The following is a 16,254-nucleotide window of genomic DNA, read 5'->3' on the forward strand; positions in this document are numbered from 1 at the left end:
ATCAACGTGGCGGAAAGAACGGTCAAGAAGGCAGCTTTCCGCAGTTCGGGGCCTGCGCGGCCAGTGTTTTCAACGAAACGTTCGTTTCCAGCTGCTGGAACGGGTCGGGCATGTCGTTCATGTGGGAACCGATTCGCCGGAAGGCGGCCCCCGCGGCCACCACGGCGTTCTTGTCGTCCTTCGGCGCGGCGTCGAGTGCCGCCTTCGCGGCGAGCACCTCGTCCCGGATCGGCGTCAGCGCGTCGACGATGCTCTTGCGCGCCGCGTCGGCCTCCGCGCTCGGCGCCTGGCCGAGCTTTCCCAAGCCGGTGACCGCGTTGTCGAAACCGGGCGCGAACACCCCGAAGGCATCGTCCATCACCTTCCGCGCACTGGCGACGTCGTTCTGTTCGAAGTCGGGCATCGTGAAATCGCCGATCTTGGCGAAGCCGATCAGCGAACCGCAGAAACCGTCCATCCAGGCAGTCCCCGCCGCCGGAGCGGGAGGAGAAGGAGCGGCCGTCCGCTCGGCGCCACCGCAGCCCGCCAGCAGGATTCCGGCGGCGAACAGGATGATCGAACGCCTCATGACAGGAACTCCCCCGAATCGGATCGGCGTGACGCGCAGAGATTAGCCCTCCCCGGACAGCCGTCGGGCCCGCCACGGGAATCGTGGCGGGCCCGGCGGAGGAAACTGTTCGGTGTTACGCCTTCGCGTCCGCGGGAGTGTCGGAAAGAACCGACTCGCGGCGCTTGGAGACCACGATCGCCGCGACGATGATCGCGACGGCGACCAGCGAGATCGCGATGCGGATGCCGACGTTGGCGTCCGCGCCGATCGAGAACTGCACGATCGCCGGGGCGATCAGCACCGACACCAGGTTCATCACCTTGATCAACGGGTTGATCGCGGGACCGGCGGTGTCCTTGAACGGGTCACCCACGGTGTCACCGATGATGGTGGCCTCGTGCGCGTCCGAACCCTTGCCGCCGTGGTTTCCGTCCTCCACGAGCTTCTTCGCGTTGTCCCAGGCACCACCGGAGTTGGCGAGGAAGATCGCCATCAGGGTGCCGGTCGCGATCGCACCGGCAAGGTAGCCGGCGAGCGCGCCGGTGCCGAGACCGAAGCCGACCGCGATGGGGGCGAAGACCGCGAGCAGACCGGGCGTGGTCAGCTCACGCAGCGAATCGCGCGTGACGATGTCGACGACCCGGCCGTACTCGGGACGGGTGGTGCCCTCCATGATCCCCGGGATGTCGCGGAACTGGCGGCGCACTTCGTAGACGACCGCGCCGGCGGCACGGGACACCGCGTTGACCGCGAGACCGGAGAACAGGAACACGACCGCCGCGCCGACGATCACGCCGACGAGGGTGTTCGGGCTGACCACCGTGTTCACGAAGAAGTTCAGCGTCGACATGCTGGCTTCCGCGGCTTCCGGGATCGACTTCAGCGCCTTGCTGATCGCGTCCTGGTAGGACCCGAACAACGCCGTCGCCGCGAGGACCGCCGTGGCGATCGCGATGCCCTTGGTGATGGCCTTGGTGGTGTTGCCGACCGCGTCGAGCTCGGTGAGGATCTGCGCGGCGTCTTCGTCGACGTCGCCCGACATCTCCGCAATGCCCTGCGCGTTGTCCGAAACCGGGCCGAAGGTGTCCATCGCGACGATGACGCCGACGGTGGTGAGCAGACCGGTACCGGCCAGCGCCACGGCGAACAGCGCGACGCCGCCGCCGAGCAGGTACGCGCCGAACACCGCCGCGCCGATGACCAGCGCGGTGTACACAGCGGACTCGAAACCGACCGAGATACCGGCCAGGATCACCGTCGCGGCACCGGTTTCCGAGGACTTGCCGACCTCCTTGACCGGCTTGTGCTCGGTGCCGGTGTAGTACCCGGTGATCTTGAGGATGATCGCCGCGAGCACGATGCCGATGATGACCGAGATGGTCGCGATGAGCGCCGGGTTCCCGGACTCGCCCGTGGCGCCACCGGTCAGCTCGGAGAACGAACCGGGCAGGTAGACGAACGCCGCGATCGTCGAGAGCACCGCGGAAATACCGGCGGAGATGTAGAAGGAGCGGTTGATCGTGACCAGACCGCCTTCGCCCGCTTTGGCCTTGGTGATGTAGACACCGATGACCGCGGTGATCACGCCGATGGCGGGAACGATGAGCGGGAAGATCAGGCCGTGCATGCCGAAGGCGGTGCTACCCAGGATCAGCGCCGCCACGAGCATGACCGCGTACGACTCGAAGAGGTCCGCCGCCATCCCGGCGCAGTCGCCCACGTTGTCACCGACGTTGTCGGCGATGGTGGCCGCGTTGCGCGGGTCGTCCTCGGGGATGCCCTGTTCGACCTTGCCGACCAGGTCCGCGCCGACGTCGGCGGCCTTCGTGAAGATACCGCCGCCGACACGCATGAACATCGCGATCAGCGCGGCACCGAAACCGAAGCCCTCCAACACCTTCGGGGCCTGTCCGGTGTAGACGAGGACGACCACCGCGGCACCGAAGAGACCGAGACCGACGGTGATCATGCCGACCACGCCACCGGTGCGGAAGGCCACGCGCATCGCCTTTTCGCGACCGCCTTCCTCCCGCGAAGCGGCCGCGACGCGCAGGTTCGCCTGCGTCGCCAGCCACATGCCGAGATAGCCGATCGCGAAGGAGAACGCCGCGCCGACCAGGAAGAAGATCGACCTGCCGATCTTTTCGTTCCAGTCATCGGCCGGCAAGGCGAAGAGCAGTACGAACACGATCGCACCGAAGATCGCGAGGGTGTTGCGCTGCCGTTTCAGATAGGCAGCCGCGCCTTCCTGCACTGCCTTCGCGATGTCCTGCATCTTGGTGGTGCCCTGGCCGGCGGCCAGCACCTCCTTGAGCAGAACGTAGCCGATGACCAGTGCGGCAAGGGCGACCACGGCGATTACACCGACGATGGTGTAACCACCTCCGGAGAGCGTGAGTTCGCCCTCCGCGAGGAACTGCCGGGACATTCGTCCTCCTGGAGACGTCGCCGTTGGCCAGCGAACGACCCGCCGATGGGACCGGCGGCTCCTGCGCTGGCATGGGGATCTGAACCGAATGTCACGCTAGTCGCACTGCAAGGTACGTCTCACATGACGCTCGCCACAGACGGTGTGGATTGCGGGAGTGTATTGGTAGTGGGATGGCGGACGGCAAGGCGTCCCCGCCACCGCACGTTCCGTTACCTTGTGAGGCTGGTCACTTTATCGATCATCGAGGGCCGCTTCCAGTGCCGGATCCGTTCGGCGGCGGCCCGTTTCTGTCGGTGCGCTGTGCGAAGCTCGGAACGTGGACGGCACGGTGCGACCCGGCAAAGGGCGGCGGCTTCTCGACCGCGCGACGGCGGGGATCCCGGCTTCGCTGTACCCGGTCACCCATGTGGCCGAACTGCCCGCCCGTCCGGCGGATTCGGTCGACTGGCCGGAGTGGGCGGCGGCCCCGGTCGTCGAGGCGCTGAAGGCGAACGGCGTCAAGACGCCGTGGCGGCATCAGGCGGAAGCCGCGTCGCTGGCCCGCGCGGGCGAGCATGTGGTGATCTCCACCGGAACGGCGTCGGGCAAGTCGCTCGCGTACCAGTTGCCGGTGCTTTCGGCCTTGGTCGAGGACGAGCGCGCCTCGGCGCTGTACCTGTCGCCGACCAAGGCGCTCGGCGCAGACCAGTTGCGCGCGGTGTCCTCTTTGGACATCAAGAAGGCGCGGGCGGCGTCGTTCGACGGTGACACCCCACTGGAGGAGCGGGACTGGGTCCGCGCGCACGCGAACTGGGTGTTCACGAACCCGGACATGCTGCACCGCGGGATCCTCTCGTCGCACTCGCGCTGGTCACGGTTCTTCCGGCGGCTCGCGTTCGTCGTCGTCGACGAATGCCACAGCTATCGCGGGGTCTTCGGTTCCCACGTGGCACTACTGCTGCGCAGGCTACGAAGGGTCGCGGCGTACTACGGCGCTTCGCCGGTCTTCGTCCTCGCGTCCGCGACGACGGCGGACCCGGCGGCGTTCGCGGCGAAACTCACCGGACAGGACTGTGTCCCGGTCACCGAGGACGGCTCACCGCGTGGCGCCCGCACGGTCGCGTTGTGGGAACCCCCTCTGCTGTCGGAACTCTCGGGCGAGAACGGGGCGCCGGTGCGGCGCTCGGCGGGGGCCGAGGCTTCCCGCATCCTCGCCGAACTGGTCATCGAAGGCGCTCGTTCGCTGGCGTTCGTCCGGTCGCGGCGAGGCGCGGAGCTGACCGCGCTCGGCGCCCGGCGCATTCTGTCCGAAGTGGACGGTTCCTTGGCGGAATCCGTGGCCGCGTACCGCTCCGGCTACCTGCCGGAGGAGCGGCGCGCCCTCGAAGCGGCGTTGTTGTCCGGGCGCTTGCTCGGCGTCGCGACGACGAACGCGCTCGAACTCGGCGTCGACATCGCGGGACTCGACGCGGTGGTGCTGGCGGGATACCCGGGCACGCTCGCGTCGTTCTGGCAGCAGGCGGGGCGGGCCGGGCGCGCGGGCGACGCGGCGCTGGTCGTGTTCGTGGCCAGGGACGATCCGCTGGACACCTATCTCGTGCACCATCCGGCCGCGATCCTGGACCGGCCGGTGGAAGCCGCCGTCCTCGACCCGTCGAATCCGTATGTCCTCGGGCCGCAACTGGCGTGCGCCATCGCCGAACTCCCGTTGACCGAGCCGGAGGTCGCGGCCTTCGGCGGCGACCCGGCGCGTGCCGTGCTCGGCGATCTGGTCAAGGAGAAGATCGTCCGGCGCCGGACGAGCGGCTGGTACTGGACTTCGCGGGACCGGCCGCACGCCGAGGTCGGCATCCGCGGTTCCGGCGGCGAGCAGATCGCCGTGGTGGAGGCCGACTCCGGCCGCATGCTCGGCACCGTCGACCCGGGTTCCGCCTGCTACGCGGTACATCCCGGCGCGGTGTACCTGCACCAGGGTTCGTCCTATGTGGTCGACGAACTCGATTTGGAGACCGGGCTCGCGCTGGTGCACGCGGAGGATCCGGACTGGACCACGTCACCGCGCGAGATCGTCGACATCAGTGTGCTGCGCACCGAGGAGACCAGCGTGCACGGCGGGGTCACGGTGAATCTCGGCGAGGTGTCGGTCAGTTCGCAAGTGGTCGGTTACCTGCGGCGGCGCCCGTCCGGTGAGGTGCTGGACCAGACGCCGCTGGATCTGCCGGAGCAGAGCCTGCACACCCGCGCCGTCTGGTACACGATCTCGGCGGAGCTGCTCGGTGTGTCCGATGGTGTGGCGGGGACCGGGGGCCATCGGGCGGGGACCGAAGTTCTGGAGCCGGTGGGGACCGGAGGCTCCAGGGTGGGGACCGAGGAACTTGGCGGAGCACCGGGGACGAGCGCCGAGTTGGATCCGGCGCGCGTCCCCGGTGCCCTGCATGCCGCCGAGCACGCGGCGATCGGCCTGCTACCGCTGTTCGCTACGTGCGACCGCTGGGACATTGGCGGGGTGTCGACCGCGTGGCACGAAGACACCGGGGAGGCGACGGTGTTCGTGCACGATGGCCATCCCGGGGGTGCGGGATTCGCCGACCGCGGATTTGCCGCGATTGTCCCTTGGCTGGCCGCAACGCGGGAGGCGATCGTTTCCTGCGAGTGCCCGGCCGGCTGCCCGTCCTGCGTCCAGTCGCCGAAGTGCGGGAACGGCAACGATCCGCTGGACAAGGCGGGGGCAGTGGCCGTTCTGGACACCGTGCTCGGGGCTTTGCGTCAGCACGGGTCCGTGTCCGGCCACTTGGTGGTTTGAAGGGCTGTGGCTTGAAATCGTGGGTTGATCAGGCGGCGGTGCTCAGGGTCGCCACCGGGGCGACGGTCTGGTCACCGGCCAGCGCACGGACGAGCACGTCGTGCACCTCGGTGGCCTCGGGCAGCTGCCAGCCCCAGACCTCGGGCTTGACCCGCCAGTGCACGACACCGTGCTGGAACGGCGACGGGGGCAGCGGGATGTAGCCGTTCGCGCCGTGCCACTGGATCGAGGCCTGGTCGGCCAGTTCCCGCGGGATGCTCGTGGCGACGGTGGTGAGGAACAGCCAGCGGCCGTTCGGCATCGCGACGATCGGGGCGGGGTGGCCGGTGGCACGAAGCAGGCGGGCGGCGGCCTTGCCGAGCTCGTCGTCGACCTCGATGGCGTCGAGCACGGTGCCGGTGGCCACGAGCAGGCTGTGGGTGTCGTCGCCGAACCAGGTGGCGACCTCGTGCGGGTGGGTCTCGAGCAGTTCACGCCAGTTGTCCTGCGCCGGGACGGGACGACGCCAGGTGAGGTCGTCACCCTCCGCGGTGATCGCGGCGGGCTCCGCACCCGGGAGCACCGGCCAGCCACGCCACGCGAGGCCGATCGCCTCCGCCCGCATCTCGATGCGGAAGGCGCCCCGCCAGCTGTCCGGCCAATTCGCGTCCAACATTCCGTCCCTGCCTCAGGTCAACTCTGTCCTGTGTCGGTTCTGCTCCGCGCTACCCGGCGACCTTCTCGAGGTGGCGCACATCTCAATAAACGGCAAGTTGCACATCGGGAGAAGACCTCGCGCGACAACCGGCGGTTACTTAGCGATGAACGCGCGGTAGTGCGACCGGACGGACCGAACGCCGGACGTCCGATTAACGGGCGTGCGCGACCGGTCCGAGGCCGTTCGTCGCAGCCGACCTGGGTTTCCGTACCGCGTGACGGCGCTCACGGTGAGCGGCGGGCGGCCGTTCGGCGGCGGGCTGATCATGACTTCGACCGCTCGCCGTACGTCAACGACCGCTGCTCGCGCCGAGCGGTTACTCACGCGTACTACCGGCCGGTCACCACTGGACGACCGTTCGTCGTGCGACGCACGTCACGGTGGCCGGTCGACCGGTCCAGCTCGGGCGCGTGCCTCCGCCTGTCCGGTGACCGTCGGCCGCCCCGACGGCTCCGAGCGCACCTCGACCAGGGCATCGCCGCGCTCCCACCGGCAGGTGAGCAGCGTGACCGACATCCGGACGGCGACCTGCTGGGCCCGTTCGCAGGCCGCGCCGGGGCCCTCCGTCGCGTGCGAGGCGGCCGCGAGCGCGGCCAGATCGGCGGCGGCCTCGGCGCGATGCCGGGCCGTGACGGCGGCGCCGACCCAGAAGACGAACGCCGCCGCGCAGACCAGGGCCGCGACGATCGACGCGGTCCACACGGTCGCGACACCGCGATCGTCCGTGGTGTCCGAGGTCATGGCCCGCTCCCAGGCTCCGCGATGGCGAAGGCACGGGAGTGCAGCCGGATCCCAGGCAGGAGGCCGCCGACCGGTTCGGCCTCGACGCCGACGCTGATCGCCTCCCCTTCACGGACGACGTCCAGCCGAGCGCCGGACGGCGCGATCTCCCGAACCGCTTGTTCGGCACGGGCGGGCTGGCCACGGGCGAGGAGCCTGGCCGCCTCTCGGGCCGCGTCGGTGCAGCGGAGCTGATCGGAGGCCACGCCGATCCCGGCGAACAACAGGGCCGAGAGGAAGGTCAGGGCGCCGATGCCGAGGGCGGCCTCCACCGTGACGGAGCCGTGGTCGGCCATCAGAACTTCACCGACAAGGCCCGCTCGATGAGCGCGGTGAGCCCGGCGGAGACGGCATCACTGGTGACGACCAGATAGAGGAGGCCTGCCAACCCGGCCGCGGCCAAGGTGGCGATGGCGTACTCGACCGTCGTCATGCCGTCGTCTTCGCGGAAGGTGGGGAGCTTGGTCATGGGGATCGCCTTTCGATCAGAGGAAGTCGAGACGCCCGGCGAGGCCGAGCACGACGGGGAAGACACCGAGGCACAGGAACGCGGGGAGGAAGCACAGGCCGATCGGTGCGGCCAGCAGCACTCCGGCCCGTTCGGCCCGTTCCTCGGCTTCGGCGGAGAGCGACTCGCGCAGTCTTCGCGCGAGGTCCTTCGCATGGTTGGCGAGCGCGGTGCCCGCCCTCGCCGTACGGACGGCGGCGACGGACAGTTCGGTCAGGCCGGGCCGGTCGCGGACCGGGGCCCAGGCTTCGGCCGGTCCGATGCCCACGGCGAGGTGCGACGCCACCGAGCGCAGTGCCGCCGCGGTCTTCGGTGACGCGGCCGGTACGACGGCTTCGAGCGCGACGGGTACCGGCAGCCCGCCGCCCAGGCAGGCGGCCAGCAGGTCGAGAGTGGCCGCGGATCGGAGGAGTTCGGAGACGCCGTTGTCGCGGGACGTTCTCCCGCGCGGCCGGAGCCACCAGGGCCGCGCTGTGGCCACGGAGGCGACGCGCGGCCAGCACAAGACGGCACCGCCCAGCAGGATCAGGGCCGCCCCGATCACGAGGGCGCCACCCTTCCGGTGAGGGCCCGGCACCAGGCCGTGCCCGCCCAGATCAGGCCACTGCCCACGATGAGCGACAGCTGCCCGGCGCCCGTACCGGTGAAGACCTGGACCGGTCCGGCCCCCATCGCCTCGCCGAGTACCAGGCACAGCAGCGGGAGGACCGCGAGCACGGCGGCACTCGCCCTGGGGCCCGCCATCTTGGCTTTGAGCCGACGACGAAAGCCGATCTCCGCCTCGGCGTCCCGTCGTGCGGCATCGAGTACCTCGGCCATCGGAAGCCCGAACCGGTTCGCGAGTGCCCACGCGTTCGCCAGCGCCGGTGGCGCGTCCGGATCGACGGCGGTGCCGCCACCGAACCGGGCGGCCGCGATGAGTCCGCGCAGGCGCTCGGACGCCGCGGGCACCGCCTCCGCGGTGGCCTCGGCCGCGGCCACCGGATGGGCACCCGCACGGAGCTCGGCGATCATCGTCCGCAAGACGGACCCGGTGAGTTCCGCTTCGGCCAGCGCCGCCTTCTCCCGTGCCCGCCACCGATGCTCTTGGCGGAGGGTCCAGGTGAGTACGAGCGTCGCCACCGCCCAGCCGATTCCCACGAAGGACAGAGCCAGCGCGGGCAGCGGCCACCAGCCCACCCGGACGGCGCGAGGCAGCCGCCAGGCGATCGGGGTACGCGCCATCGACTTGGGCCAGCAGGCGAGACCCGCGCCCCAGGAGAGCAGGAACCACGGGTTCATGCCGCCATCTCCTCGAACGGCGTCTCGTCGCCGATCCAGGAGCCCTTGCTCCAGACCGGGACGACCTTGGCCTCGCCTCGAAAGGACCGGAGGACACCGACCTCGTCCAGGCGCCGGATCCCGCTCGGCAGGCGGCGCATGTGCAGGACCACCCGGATCGCCGCCGTCAGCTGGCTGTGCAGCGCGTCCCGTTTCAGTCCGCCGAGCGCGGCCAGCGCCTCCAGCCGCGCGGGGACGTCCTCCGGCGAGTTGGCGTGCACGGTGCAGCCGCCGCCCTCATGCCCGGTGTTCATGGCGTTGAGCAACGCGATGACCTCGCCACCGCGCACTTCGCCGACGACCAGCCGGTCCGGACGCATGCGCAACGCCTGCCGAACCAGCTCGCTCAGCCCGACCTCGCCCGCGCCTTCGACGTTGGGCGGCCGGGTGAGCAGGCTGACGAACTGCGGATGGTCCGGCTGCAGTTCCCCGGCGTCTTCGACGCAGACGATGCGTTCGGCCGGGGACACCGCGCCGAGCAACGCGGAGAGCAGGGTCGTCTTGCCCGCCCCCGTCCCGCCGGAGACCAGGAACGCGAGCCGCCGCCGGATGACCGAGCCGAGCAGGTCCGCGCCGCTGGTGCCGAACACCCCGCGCAGCCGGAGCTCGGCGAGATCGTGGGTTGCGGGCCGGAGCACGCGAAGCGAGAGGGCGGTCCCGGCCGGCGCGATCGGCGGGAGGACCGCGTGCATGCGGACGCGGCCTTGCGGACCCACTCCCGGCAGCCAGCAGTCGGCGAACGGTTGAGCGTCGTCCAGGCGCCGCCCGCCGGCGAGGGCGAGCCGCTGGGCCAGCCTGCGGACGGCTTCCTCGTCGGCGAAACGAACATCCGTCAGGAGGATGCCTTCACCGGTGTCGGTCCAGACCTCGTCGGGTGCCGTGACGAGAACGTCGGTGACGCCGGGTTTTTCGAGAAGCGGCGCCAACGGACCGGCTCCGACGAACTCGTCACGCGCCAGCCGGACCGCTCCGAGGACGGCCTCCTGCCCGAGCGCGCCACCGGCTTCGGCGCGGACGGCCCGCGCGACGCTCACCGGATCCGCCGGGGCGGCCGATCCGGCCAGCCGCCGCCGGACCCGCTCGACCAGATCGTCGGTCATCGCGAGGCACCGGCCAGCCGCCCGCGCGCGGCCGCGAGGACTTCGCCGGCGGCGATGGCCAGATGCCCGCGATGCCTCAGGACGAACTCACCGCGGTCGAGGGCCGCCGCGAGGGAGCGCTCGCGGCCCATCGAGGTGATGAGCGGAACGCCGACGGCGTCGGCGATCTCTTGCGGGATCAGCCCGGCGGGCGACGGCCCCCGCACCGCGACACCGATCCGCGACGCGTGGGGCTCGATCCTGGCGAGGACCTGTTTCGCCGCCGCGCAGGCGCGGAGTTCGGCGGGAACGACGACCACGACCAGATCGGCCAGCCCGATCACGGCGGACGTCTCGGCGCCGAAATACCTCGGCAGATCGCAGACGACCGTCCGCCCCGCCCGGCGTCCGGCGCTCAGCACCCCTTCGATCGCGTCGGGGCCGGGCCCGCGTCCTTCCCTGCCATAGGACACAAAGGACAGTGATCCGGTCGAGTACTTCTTTCGCGGCAGGGCCTCGCTCAACGCGGCCATGGACACCCTGCCGCCGAGTTCGAGTTCCGGCCAGCGCGGCCCGCGATCGCGTTCGGCGGCGAGGAGGACGTCGACCCCGCCGCCGAGCGGGTCGCAGTCGACGAGCAGCCCGCCGGTGCCGGACTTCTCCGCCCGGTACGCGACGGCGGCCGAAAGCACGGAAGCCCCGGCCCCGCCTCGTCCGCCGATGATCCCGATGACGACGCCGTCGTCCCGTGGCGGTCCGTCGACGACGTCGGCGAATTCGCCGATGAGGTCGCTTTCCTCGTCCGGCAGCGAAAGGACCTTCTCCGAACCGGTGTTGACGGCACGCTCCCACGTGACCGGCGTCGGTGCGCCCTTGCAAACGAGCAGGACCTTGTTCCGCCGCAGCAGCCGGTTCGGCGCGCTCGCGGCCTCTTCGTCGAGCACCACGAGCGGCGCACGGGCCCATCTCCCGCGTGCGGCGTCCAGATCGGGTGCTCGTTCGACCTCGCACCCCGCGGCCGCCGCCACGCGCAGGATCTCGTCGAGCAGGACGTCGTCTCCGGCGACGACGAGCGGATGTTCCGCGGTCATGACTCCCCCAGTGATTCGGTCGGACTCGGGTGACCACTCCACGGTCGCGCCGCTTCCCCACCCCGCACAACGTCATTCCGCCCCGCCTGTGGACAACTGGGGTGTTGTGGACAACTCCGCCGCGGGAAACCGGTTTCCCGCGATTTCCGTCGTCCCTTTCCGCTATGGGCCACGGAGCGGGACAGAACTCAAGAAACCCTTGAGAGAAAGTAAAGTTAACGAACTCCGGCCGATTCCGCCTTGTCCTGGCGAGGTTTCCGCGGCCGACAAGGTCTGAACCATTGGTACGACGGGGAAATAGGAGGCGGCCCTCGCCAGGGGGGAGGGACGAGGGCCGCCTGGGGTTCAGCCCCGGGGGGTCGGACTGAACCTGGGCCCGGTGCAACACCGGACAATCTCACTGTAACTCCGATACCGGCCCGTTGCGGGCGGCGCCGGTACCCACAATTCGATAACGGCACGACGCGCCGGATCGGGTACGCGGTCGTGAATTTTCCACCGCCGTATCCCGATCGTGGTCGACCAACGGGCGCCCGGCCGTACCGCTCTCCTATCCTTGGCGAGTGGACCGACCCAGCACGACGCCGAGCCAGGTCGCGGCGTTCTTCGATCTCGACAAGACGATCATCGCGTCATCGAGCGCATTGGCCTTCAGCAAGCCACTTTTGCGCGAAGGCCTGATCAACCGACGAGCCGCGCTTCGCAGTGCGTACGCCCAACTCGTCTTCTCGCTCGCGGGTGCGGACGCGGCGAAGACCGAGCGGATGCGAGCCGAGGTTTCCGCGCTGTGCACCGGATGGGACGTCGCGCAGGTGTCCGCGATCGTCCGCGAAACACTGCACGACGTCGTCGACCCGCTCGTGTACGCGGAGGCGGCGGAACTGATCTCTTCCCATCGCGCCGACGGGCACGACGTCGTGGTCCTGTCGGCGACCGGCGAGGAAGTCGTCGCGCCGGTCGCGGAAATGCTCGGCGCGACGCGGAGCGTGGCCACACGGATGCAGATCGTGGACGGCCGCTACTCGGGCGAAGTCGATTTCTACTGCTACGGCGAGAACAAGGCCGTCGCCGCGAAGCAGCTCGCGGCGACGTACGGCTACGACCTCACGCAGTGCCACGCGTACACCGACTCCAGCACCGACATCCCGCTCCTCGAGGTCGTCGGACGGCCGCACGCGGTCAATCCCGATCGCGTCCTGCGCAAGCACGCGACGGAACAGGGCTGGGAGATCCTCGCCTTCGAGCACCCGATGTCGCTGCGGACCCGGATCCCCGCGCGGTCGGCCGGCCTGGTCGCGCTCGGCGCCTTCGCGGCGGGGGCCACCTGGTACGGCTACAACCGGCGCAAACGCACCCGCTGAGCACGCACCCACACGGCGGTACCGGGCCGGTTTTCGCAGTCAGGGCCGCGAATTGTCCGTCGCGGAGGGTACCCGTGTCACTAGATCGAGCCTCTGTACCGGTGCACCCGTCTGCGCACTTGAAGTGACCCGGCTCACGGCGTAGAAAGTAGGTGCGGACGTTCGGTCGGCCAGGGAACAGGTAGAAGAGAAGCCTGTTCCACCCCGGCGAATCTCCGTGTGCGGACACCGGGTACCCACGCGCAGCGCGCCGCGGGAGGCTCGTCGTCTAGGGACTGCGTACCGGGACGCCGGACGCCGAGTCCATGAAGGTACGACCAGAGTTGCACGCTTGGTCGCCCGAGTTGCCCGCACTGACTGGCGGCGCCCGCCGGCTTCGGCCGACGGGCGCCGCCAGTGTTTTGCCCAGGTTTTCAAGCGTGACAGGCCCGTTCGCGTCCCTTTGTGTATGAACGGACCGTTCGTGCGGGTGGCCGATGGACAAGCAAAGTGCTCGTGGGTAGCTTCCGGATATCAGTGCTTCCAGGTGGACTTCTTTCCACCTGAGAGTCAGGCACGAATCTGGGAGGCTTGAGGTGACGACCCGAATCGCGCACGCCCGTCATCGGAGGATCCATGCGCTCGCCCTGCCCCTCGCGGGTCTGCTCGCCCTGGGTGTCGCGGGCGTTCCGGCGACCGCGCAGCCGGTGACGGCCGACGCGGAGGCGCAGCGGGCGCTGCGCGGGTTGACCCTGGAGCAGAAGGTCGGGCAGCTCTTCGTCACCTGGGTGAACGGGAAGTCGGCCGACGAGGTCAACGCCAAGAACAAGGCCGACTTCGGCGTGGACACCCCCGCGCAGGTGATCGAGAAGTACCACCTGGGCGGCGTCATCTACTTCAACAACGACAGCCGCGACAACTTCGACGACCCGGTGCAGGTCGCCAAGCTGTCGAACGGGCTCCAGCGGGCGGCCCTCTGCAGCGGCGCCCGCATCCCGTTGCAGATCGCGACCGACCAGGAAGGCGGCACGGTCACCCGGATGGGTGCCCCCGCCACCGAACTGCCGAACGCGATGGCGATCTCGGCCGGTCGTGACACCAAGGCCGCGCAGGACGCCGCCCGGATCCTCGGGCACGAACTGCGCGCCGTCGGCATCAACCAGGACTTCGCCCCCGACGCCGACGTGAACTCGAACCCGGCGAACCCGGTGATCGGCGTCCGTTCCTTCTCCGGACGCCCGGAGCTGGCGAGCCAGTTCGTCGAAGCCCAGGTCAGGGGCTTCCAAAACTCCGGACGGCGTGCGGAGACGGTGTCCGCCGCCGCGAAGCACTTCCCCGGCCACGGCGACGCCGCCACCGACAGCCACCACGAACTGCCCCGGATCGACCGGAGCGAGGCCAGCTGGCGCGAGACCGACGTGCCGCCGTTCAAGGCCGCCATCAAGGCGGGCATCGACTCGATCATGAGCGCGCACATCCAGTTCCCGAGCCTCGACCCGTCGGGCGAGCCCGCCACGCTGTCGAAGCCGATCCTCACCGGCAAGCTGCGCGAAGAGCTCGGATACCGCGGCGTCGTCGTCACCGACTCCCTCTCGATGGACGCGGTGCGCGAGATGCACAGCGACGCGGAGATCCCGGTGCTAGCCCTCAAGGCGGGTATCGACCAGCTGCTCATGCCGGTGAACCTCGAACTGGCGATCAACTCGGTGCTCGACGCCGTCCGCAAGGGCGAACTGACCGAGCGGCGTATCGACGAGAGCGTCCTCCGCGTGCTCAAGCTCAAGCTGAACCGCGGCATCCTGACCTCGCCGTTCGTCGACCCGGCCAAGGTGATGTCGAAGGTCGGTGTCCCGGCCAACCTCGCGACCGCGCAGGGCATCGCCGACCGGTCGGTCACCGCGATCCGCAACGACGGCGGCGTCCTGCCGCTGAAGCAGCAGCCCGCGAAGACCCTCGTGACCGGCTGGGGCGCGACCACGACGGCGTCGCTGGCCGCGAAGCTCACCGCGCACGGCACGCAGGCGACCGCGCTGCAGACCGGTCAGACGCCGACCGACGCCCAGATCGCGCAGGCGGCCGCGGCGGCCAAGAACGTCGACCTCGTCGTCGTGCTGACCAACAACGTGGGCACGTATCCGTTGCAGGGCAAGCTGTTGCAGGCACTGGCCGACACCGGGAAGCCCGTCGTCGCGGTCGCCGCCCAGATCCCCTACGACGCCGGCTACGAGAACCCGATCAAGACGTGGCTCGCCACGTACGGCTACATCACGCCTTCGCTCGAAGCGCTGGCGAAGGTGATCCTCGGGAAGGTGACGCCGCAGGGCAAGCTGCCGGTCGACGTTCCCGCGGGCAAGGACGTGGGCACGGTGAAGTACCCCTTCGGCCACGGGCTGACCTGGTGAACCTCAACCGCCGCCACTTCCTCGCCACCGGCGCGCTCGCGGTCCCCGCGCTGACGGCCGGGTCCTCGGTCGCGGGGGCCCAGCCGGAAAGCGAGAGCAAAGGTCCCCCGCTCACCCGCACCGGAGCGGACGTGCTCGCCGCCAAGGGCTGGGCGCCGCTGGCCGGCCGCAAGCTCGGCGTGCTGTCGAACCCGACGGGCGTCCTGGCGAGCGGCGACCACATCGTCGACTCGATGGTCGCCGCCGGGGTCCGGCCGCTCGCCGCGTTCGGGCCGGAACACGGTTTCCGCGGCAGCGCGCAAGCCGGCGGCTCCGAGGGCGACTACACCGATCCGCGCACCGGCGTGCCGGTGTACGACGCGTACGGCGCCGACGCGACGAAGCTCGCCGGGATGTTCACGAAGGCGGGCGTCGACACCGTCGTCTTCGACATCGCCGACGTCGGCGCGCGGTTCTACACCTACATCTGGTCCCTGTACACGGCGATGGTCGCGGCGGCGAAGGTCGGCGCGGCGGTCGTCGTACTGGACCGGCCGAATCCGCTGGGTGGCAAGGCCGCCGGGCCGATGCTGGACCCGGCGTTCGCCTCGGGTGTCGGCCGGAAGCCGATCGTGCAGCAGCACGGCATGACCGTCGGTGAACTCGCGCGCTTCTTCGCGGCCGAGTTCCTGCCGGCCGAAGGGGTCACGCCGGGCAAGCTCGAAATCGTCGAAGTGCGTGACTGGCGCCGTGATCAGCTCTTCGCCCGCACCGGGCTGACCTGGGTCCCGCCGAGCCCGAACATGCCGACGCCGGACACCGCGCTCGTCTATCCCGGCACCGGGATGTTCGAGGGCACCGTGTTCTCCGAAGGCCGGGGCACCACCAGGCCGTTCGAGATCATCGGCGCGCCGGGCCTCGACTGGCGCTGGCGCGAGAAGCTCGTCGAGCTACGGCTTTCCGGGGTGAAGTTCCGTGAGGCCTACTTCGTGCCGACGTTCGGCAAGTTCGTCAACGAACCCTGCGGCGGCGTGCAGGTGACGATCACCGATCCGCGGGCGTTCGACGCCATCCGCACCGCGGTCACCATGTTCGTCACCGCGAAACAGGTGCATCCGGACAAGTTCAAGTGGCGCCCCGACAATTTCCTCGACAAGCTCTCGGGCTCCGCCAGGCTGCGCACGATGATCGACAAGGGCGCCGGGGTGGACGAGATCGTCGGGTCCTGGCAGGCGGAACTGGCCGAGTTCGACCGGAAACGCCGCCGCCATCTCATCTACCGCTGAGAGGAACGA

General features: G+C 69.9%; 14 protein-coding genes. 4 read left to right on the forward strand and 10 right to left on the reverse strand.

Annotated features, from left to right (window positions below):
- Positions 1-22: 22 nt before the first annotated feature.
- The gene (locus ACSMFO_RS31295) at positions 23-568 is read right to left on the reverse strand and encodes a hypothetical protein (RefSeq protein ID WP_436461480.1); all 546 of its coding nucleotides are present in this window, start codon (positions 566-568) and stop codon (positions 23-25) included.
- Between the two features lie 115 nt (positions 569-683).
- Positions 684-2,978 carry a sodium-translocating pyrophosphatase gene (locus ACSMFO_RS31300; protein ID WP_378417970.1) on the reverse strand — a complete coding sequence of 765 codons (2,295 nt, stop codon included), beginning with the start codon at positions 2,976-2,978 and terminating at the stop codon, positions 684-686.
- Positions 2,979-3,297: 319 nt separating this feature from the next.
- On the opposite strand from ACSMFO_RS31300, the gene ACSMFO_RS31305 reads away from it, so the two are divergent.
- Positions 3,298-5,763 (forward strand): DEAD/DEAH box helicase, encoded by a 2,466-nt coding sequence (locus ACSMFO_RS31305; RefSeq protein WP_436461481.1) that lies wholly within the window; start codon positions 3,298-3,300, stop codon positions 5,761-5,763.
- Positions 5,764-5,791: 28 nt separating this feature from the next.
- On the opposite strand, the gene ACSMFO_RS31310 is transcribed toward ACSMFO_RS31305, so the two are convergent.
- From ACSMFO_RS31310 to ssd, 8 genes are all read right to left on the reverse strand, one after another.
- Positions 5,792-6,418 carry a bifunctional DNA primase/polymerase gene (locus tag ACSMFO_RS31310; RefSeq protein ID WP_073845645.1) on the reverse strand — a complete coding sequence of 209 codons (627 nt, stop codon included), beginning with the start codon at positions 6,416-6,418 and terminating at the stop codon, positions 5,792-5,794.
- Between the two features lie 417 nt (positions 6,419-6,835).
- On the reverse strand, positions 6,836-7,201 hold the full coding sequence (locus tag ACSMFO_RS31315) for an Rv3654c family TadE-like protein (RefSeq protein WP_436461482.1): 366 nt from the start codon (positions 7,199-7,201) through the stop codon (positions 6,836-6,838).
- Positions 7,198-7,536: a TadE family type IV pilus minor pilin gene (locus ACSMFO_RS31320; RefSeq protein ID WP_350594799.1), complete on the reverse strand. Its 339-nt coding sequence runs from the start codon at positions 7,534-7,536 to the stop codon at positions 7,198-7,200. Before ACSMFO_RS31320 ends, ACSMFO_RS31315 begins: the two co-directional genes overlap by 4 nt.
- On the reverse strand, positions 7,536-7,709 hold the full coding sequence (locus tag ACSMFO_RS31325; RefSeq protein WP_038520979.1) for a DUF4244 domain-containing protein: 174 nt from the start codon (positions 7,707-7,709) through the stop codon (positions 7,536-7,538). Before ACSMFO_RS31325 ends, ACSMFO_RS31320 begins: the two co-directional genes overlap by 1 nt.
- A 16-nt stretch (positions 7,710-7,725) precedes the next feature.
- A complete protein-coding gene (locus ACSMFO_RS31330; protein ID WP_436461483.1) occupies positions 7,726-8,292 on the reverse strand; it encodes a type II secretion system F family protein in 567 nt (188 codons plus the stop codon).
- A complete protein-coding gene (locus ACSMFO_RS31335) occupies positions 8,289-9,029 on the reverse strand; it encodes a type II secretion system F family protein (RefSeq protein WP_436461484.1) in 741 nt (246 codons plus the stop codon). Before ACSMFO_RS31335 ends, ACSMFO_RS31330 begins: the two co-directional genes overlap by 4 nt.
- Entirely contained in the window at positions 9,026-10,168 is a 1,143-nt protein-coding gene (locus tag ACSMFO_RS31340; protein ID WP_436461485.1) for a TadA family conjugal transfer-associated ATPase, read from the reverse strand. The genes ACSMFO_RS31335 and ACSMFO_RS31340 overlap by 4 nt, the downstream gene beginning before the upstream one ends.
- Positions 10,165-11,238: a septum site-determining protein Ssd gene (gene ssd, locus ACSMFO_RS31345; protein ID WP_436461486.1), complete on the reverse strand. Its 1,074-nt coding sequence runs from the start codon at positions 11,236-11,238 to the stop codon at positions 10,165-10,167. Before ssd ends, ACSMFO_RS31340 begins: the two co-directional genes overlap by 4 nt.
- Before the next feature lie 563 nt (positions 11,239-11,801).
- Here ssd and ACSMFO_RS31350 point away from each other — a divergent pair.
- The 3 genes from ACSMFO_RS31350 (at position 11,802) to ACSMFO_RS31360 (ending at position 16,245) form a co-directional block, all read left to right on the forward strand.
- Positions 11,802-12,599 carry an HAD family hydrolase gene (locus ACSMFO_RS31350; RefSeq protein ID WP_016337846.1) on the forward strand — a complete coding sequence of 266 codons (798 nt, stop codon included), beginning with the start codon at positions 11,802-11,804 and terminating at the stop codon, positions 12,597-12,599.
- A 575-nt stretch (positions 12,600-13,174) separates the two neighbouring features.
- The gene (locus tag ACSMFO_RS31355) at positions 13,175-14,980 is read left to right on the forward strand and encodes a glycoside hydrolase family 3 protein (RefSeq protein WP_436461487.1); all 1,806 of its coding nucleotides are present in this window, start codon (positions 13,175-13,177) and stop codon (positions 14,978-14,980) included.
- On the forward strand, positions 14,977-16,245 hold the full coding sequence (locus ACSMFO_RS31360; RefSeq protein ID WP_436461488.1) for an exo-beta-N-acetylmuramidase NamZ family protein: 1,269 nt from the start codon (positions 14,977-14,979) through the stop codon (positions 16,243-16,245). Before ACSMFO_RS31355 ends, ACSMFO_RS31360 begins: the two co-directional genes overlap by 4 nt.
- Positions 16,246-16,254: the final 9 nt, after the last annotated feature.

It is taken from the genome of Amycolatopsis sp. w19 (assembly GCF_051373225.1).
Lineage (GTDB): Bacteria > Actinomycetota > Actinomycetes > Mycobacteriales > Pseudonocardiaceae > Amycolatopsis > Amycolatopsis japonica.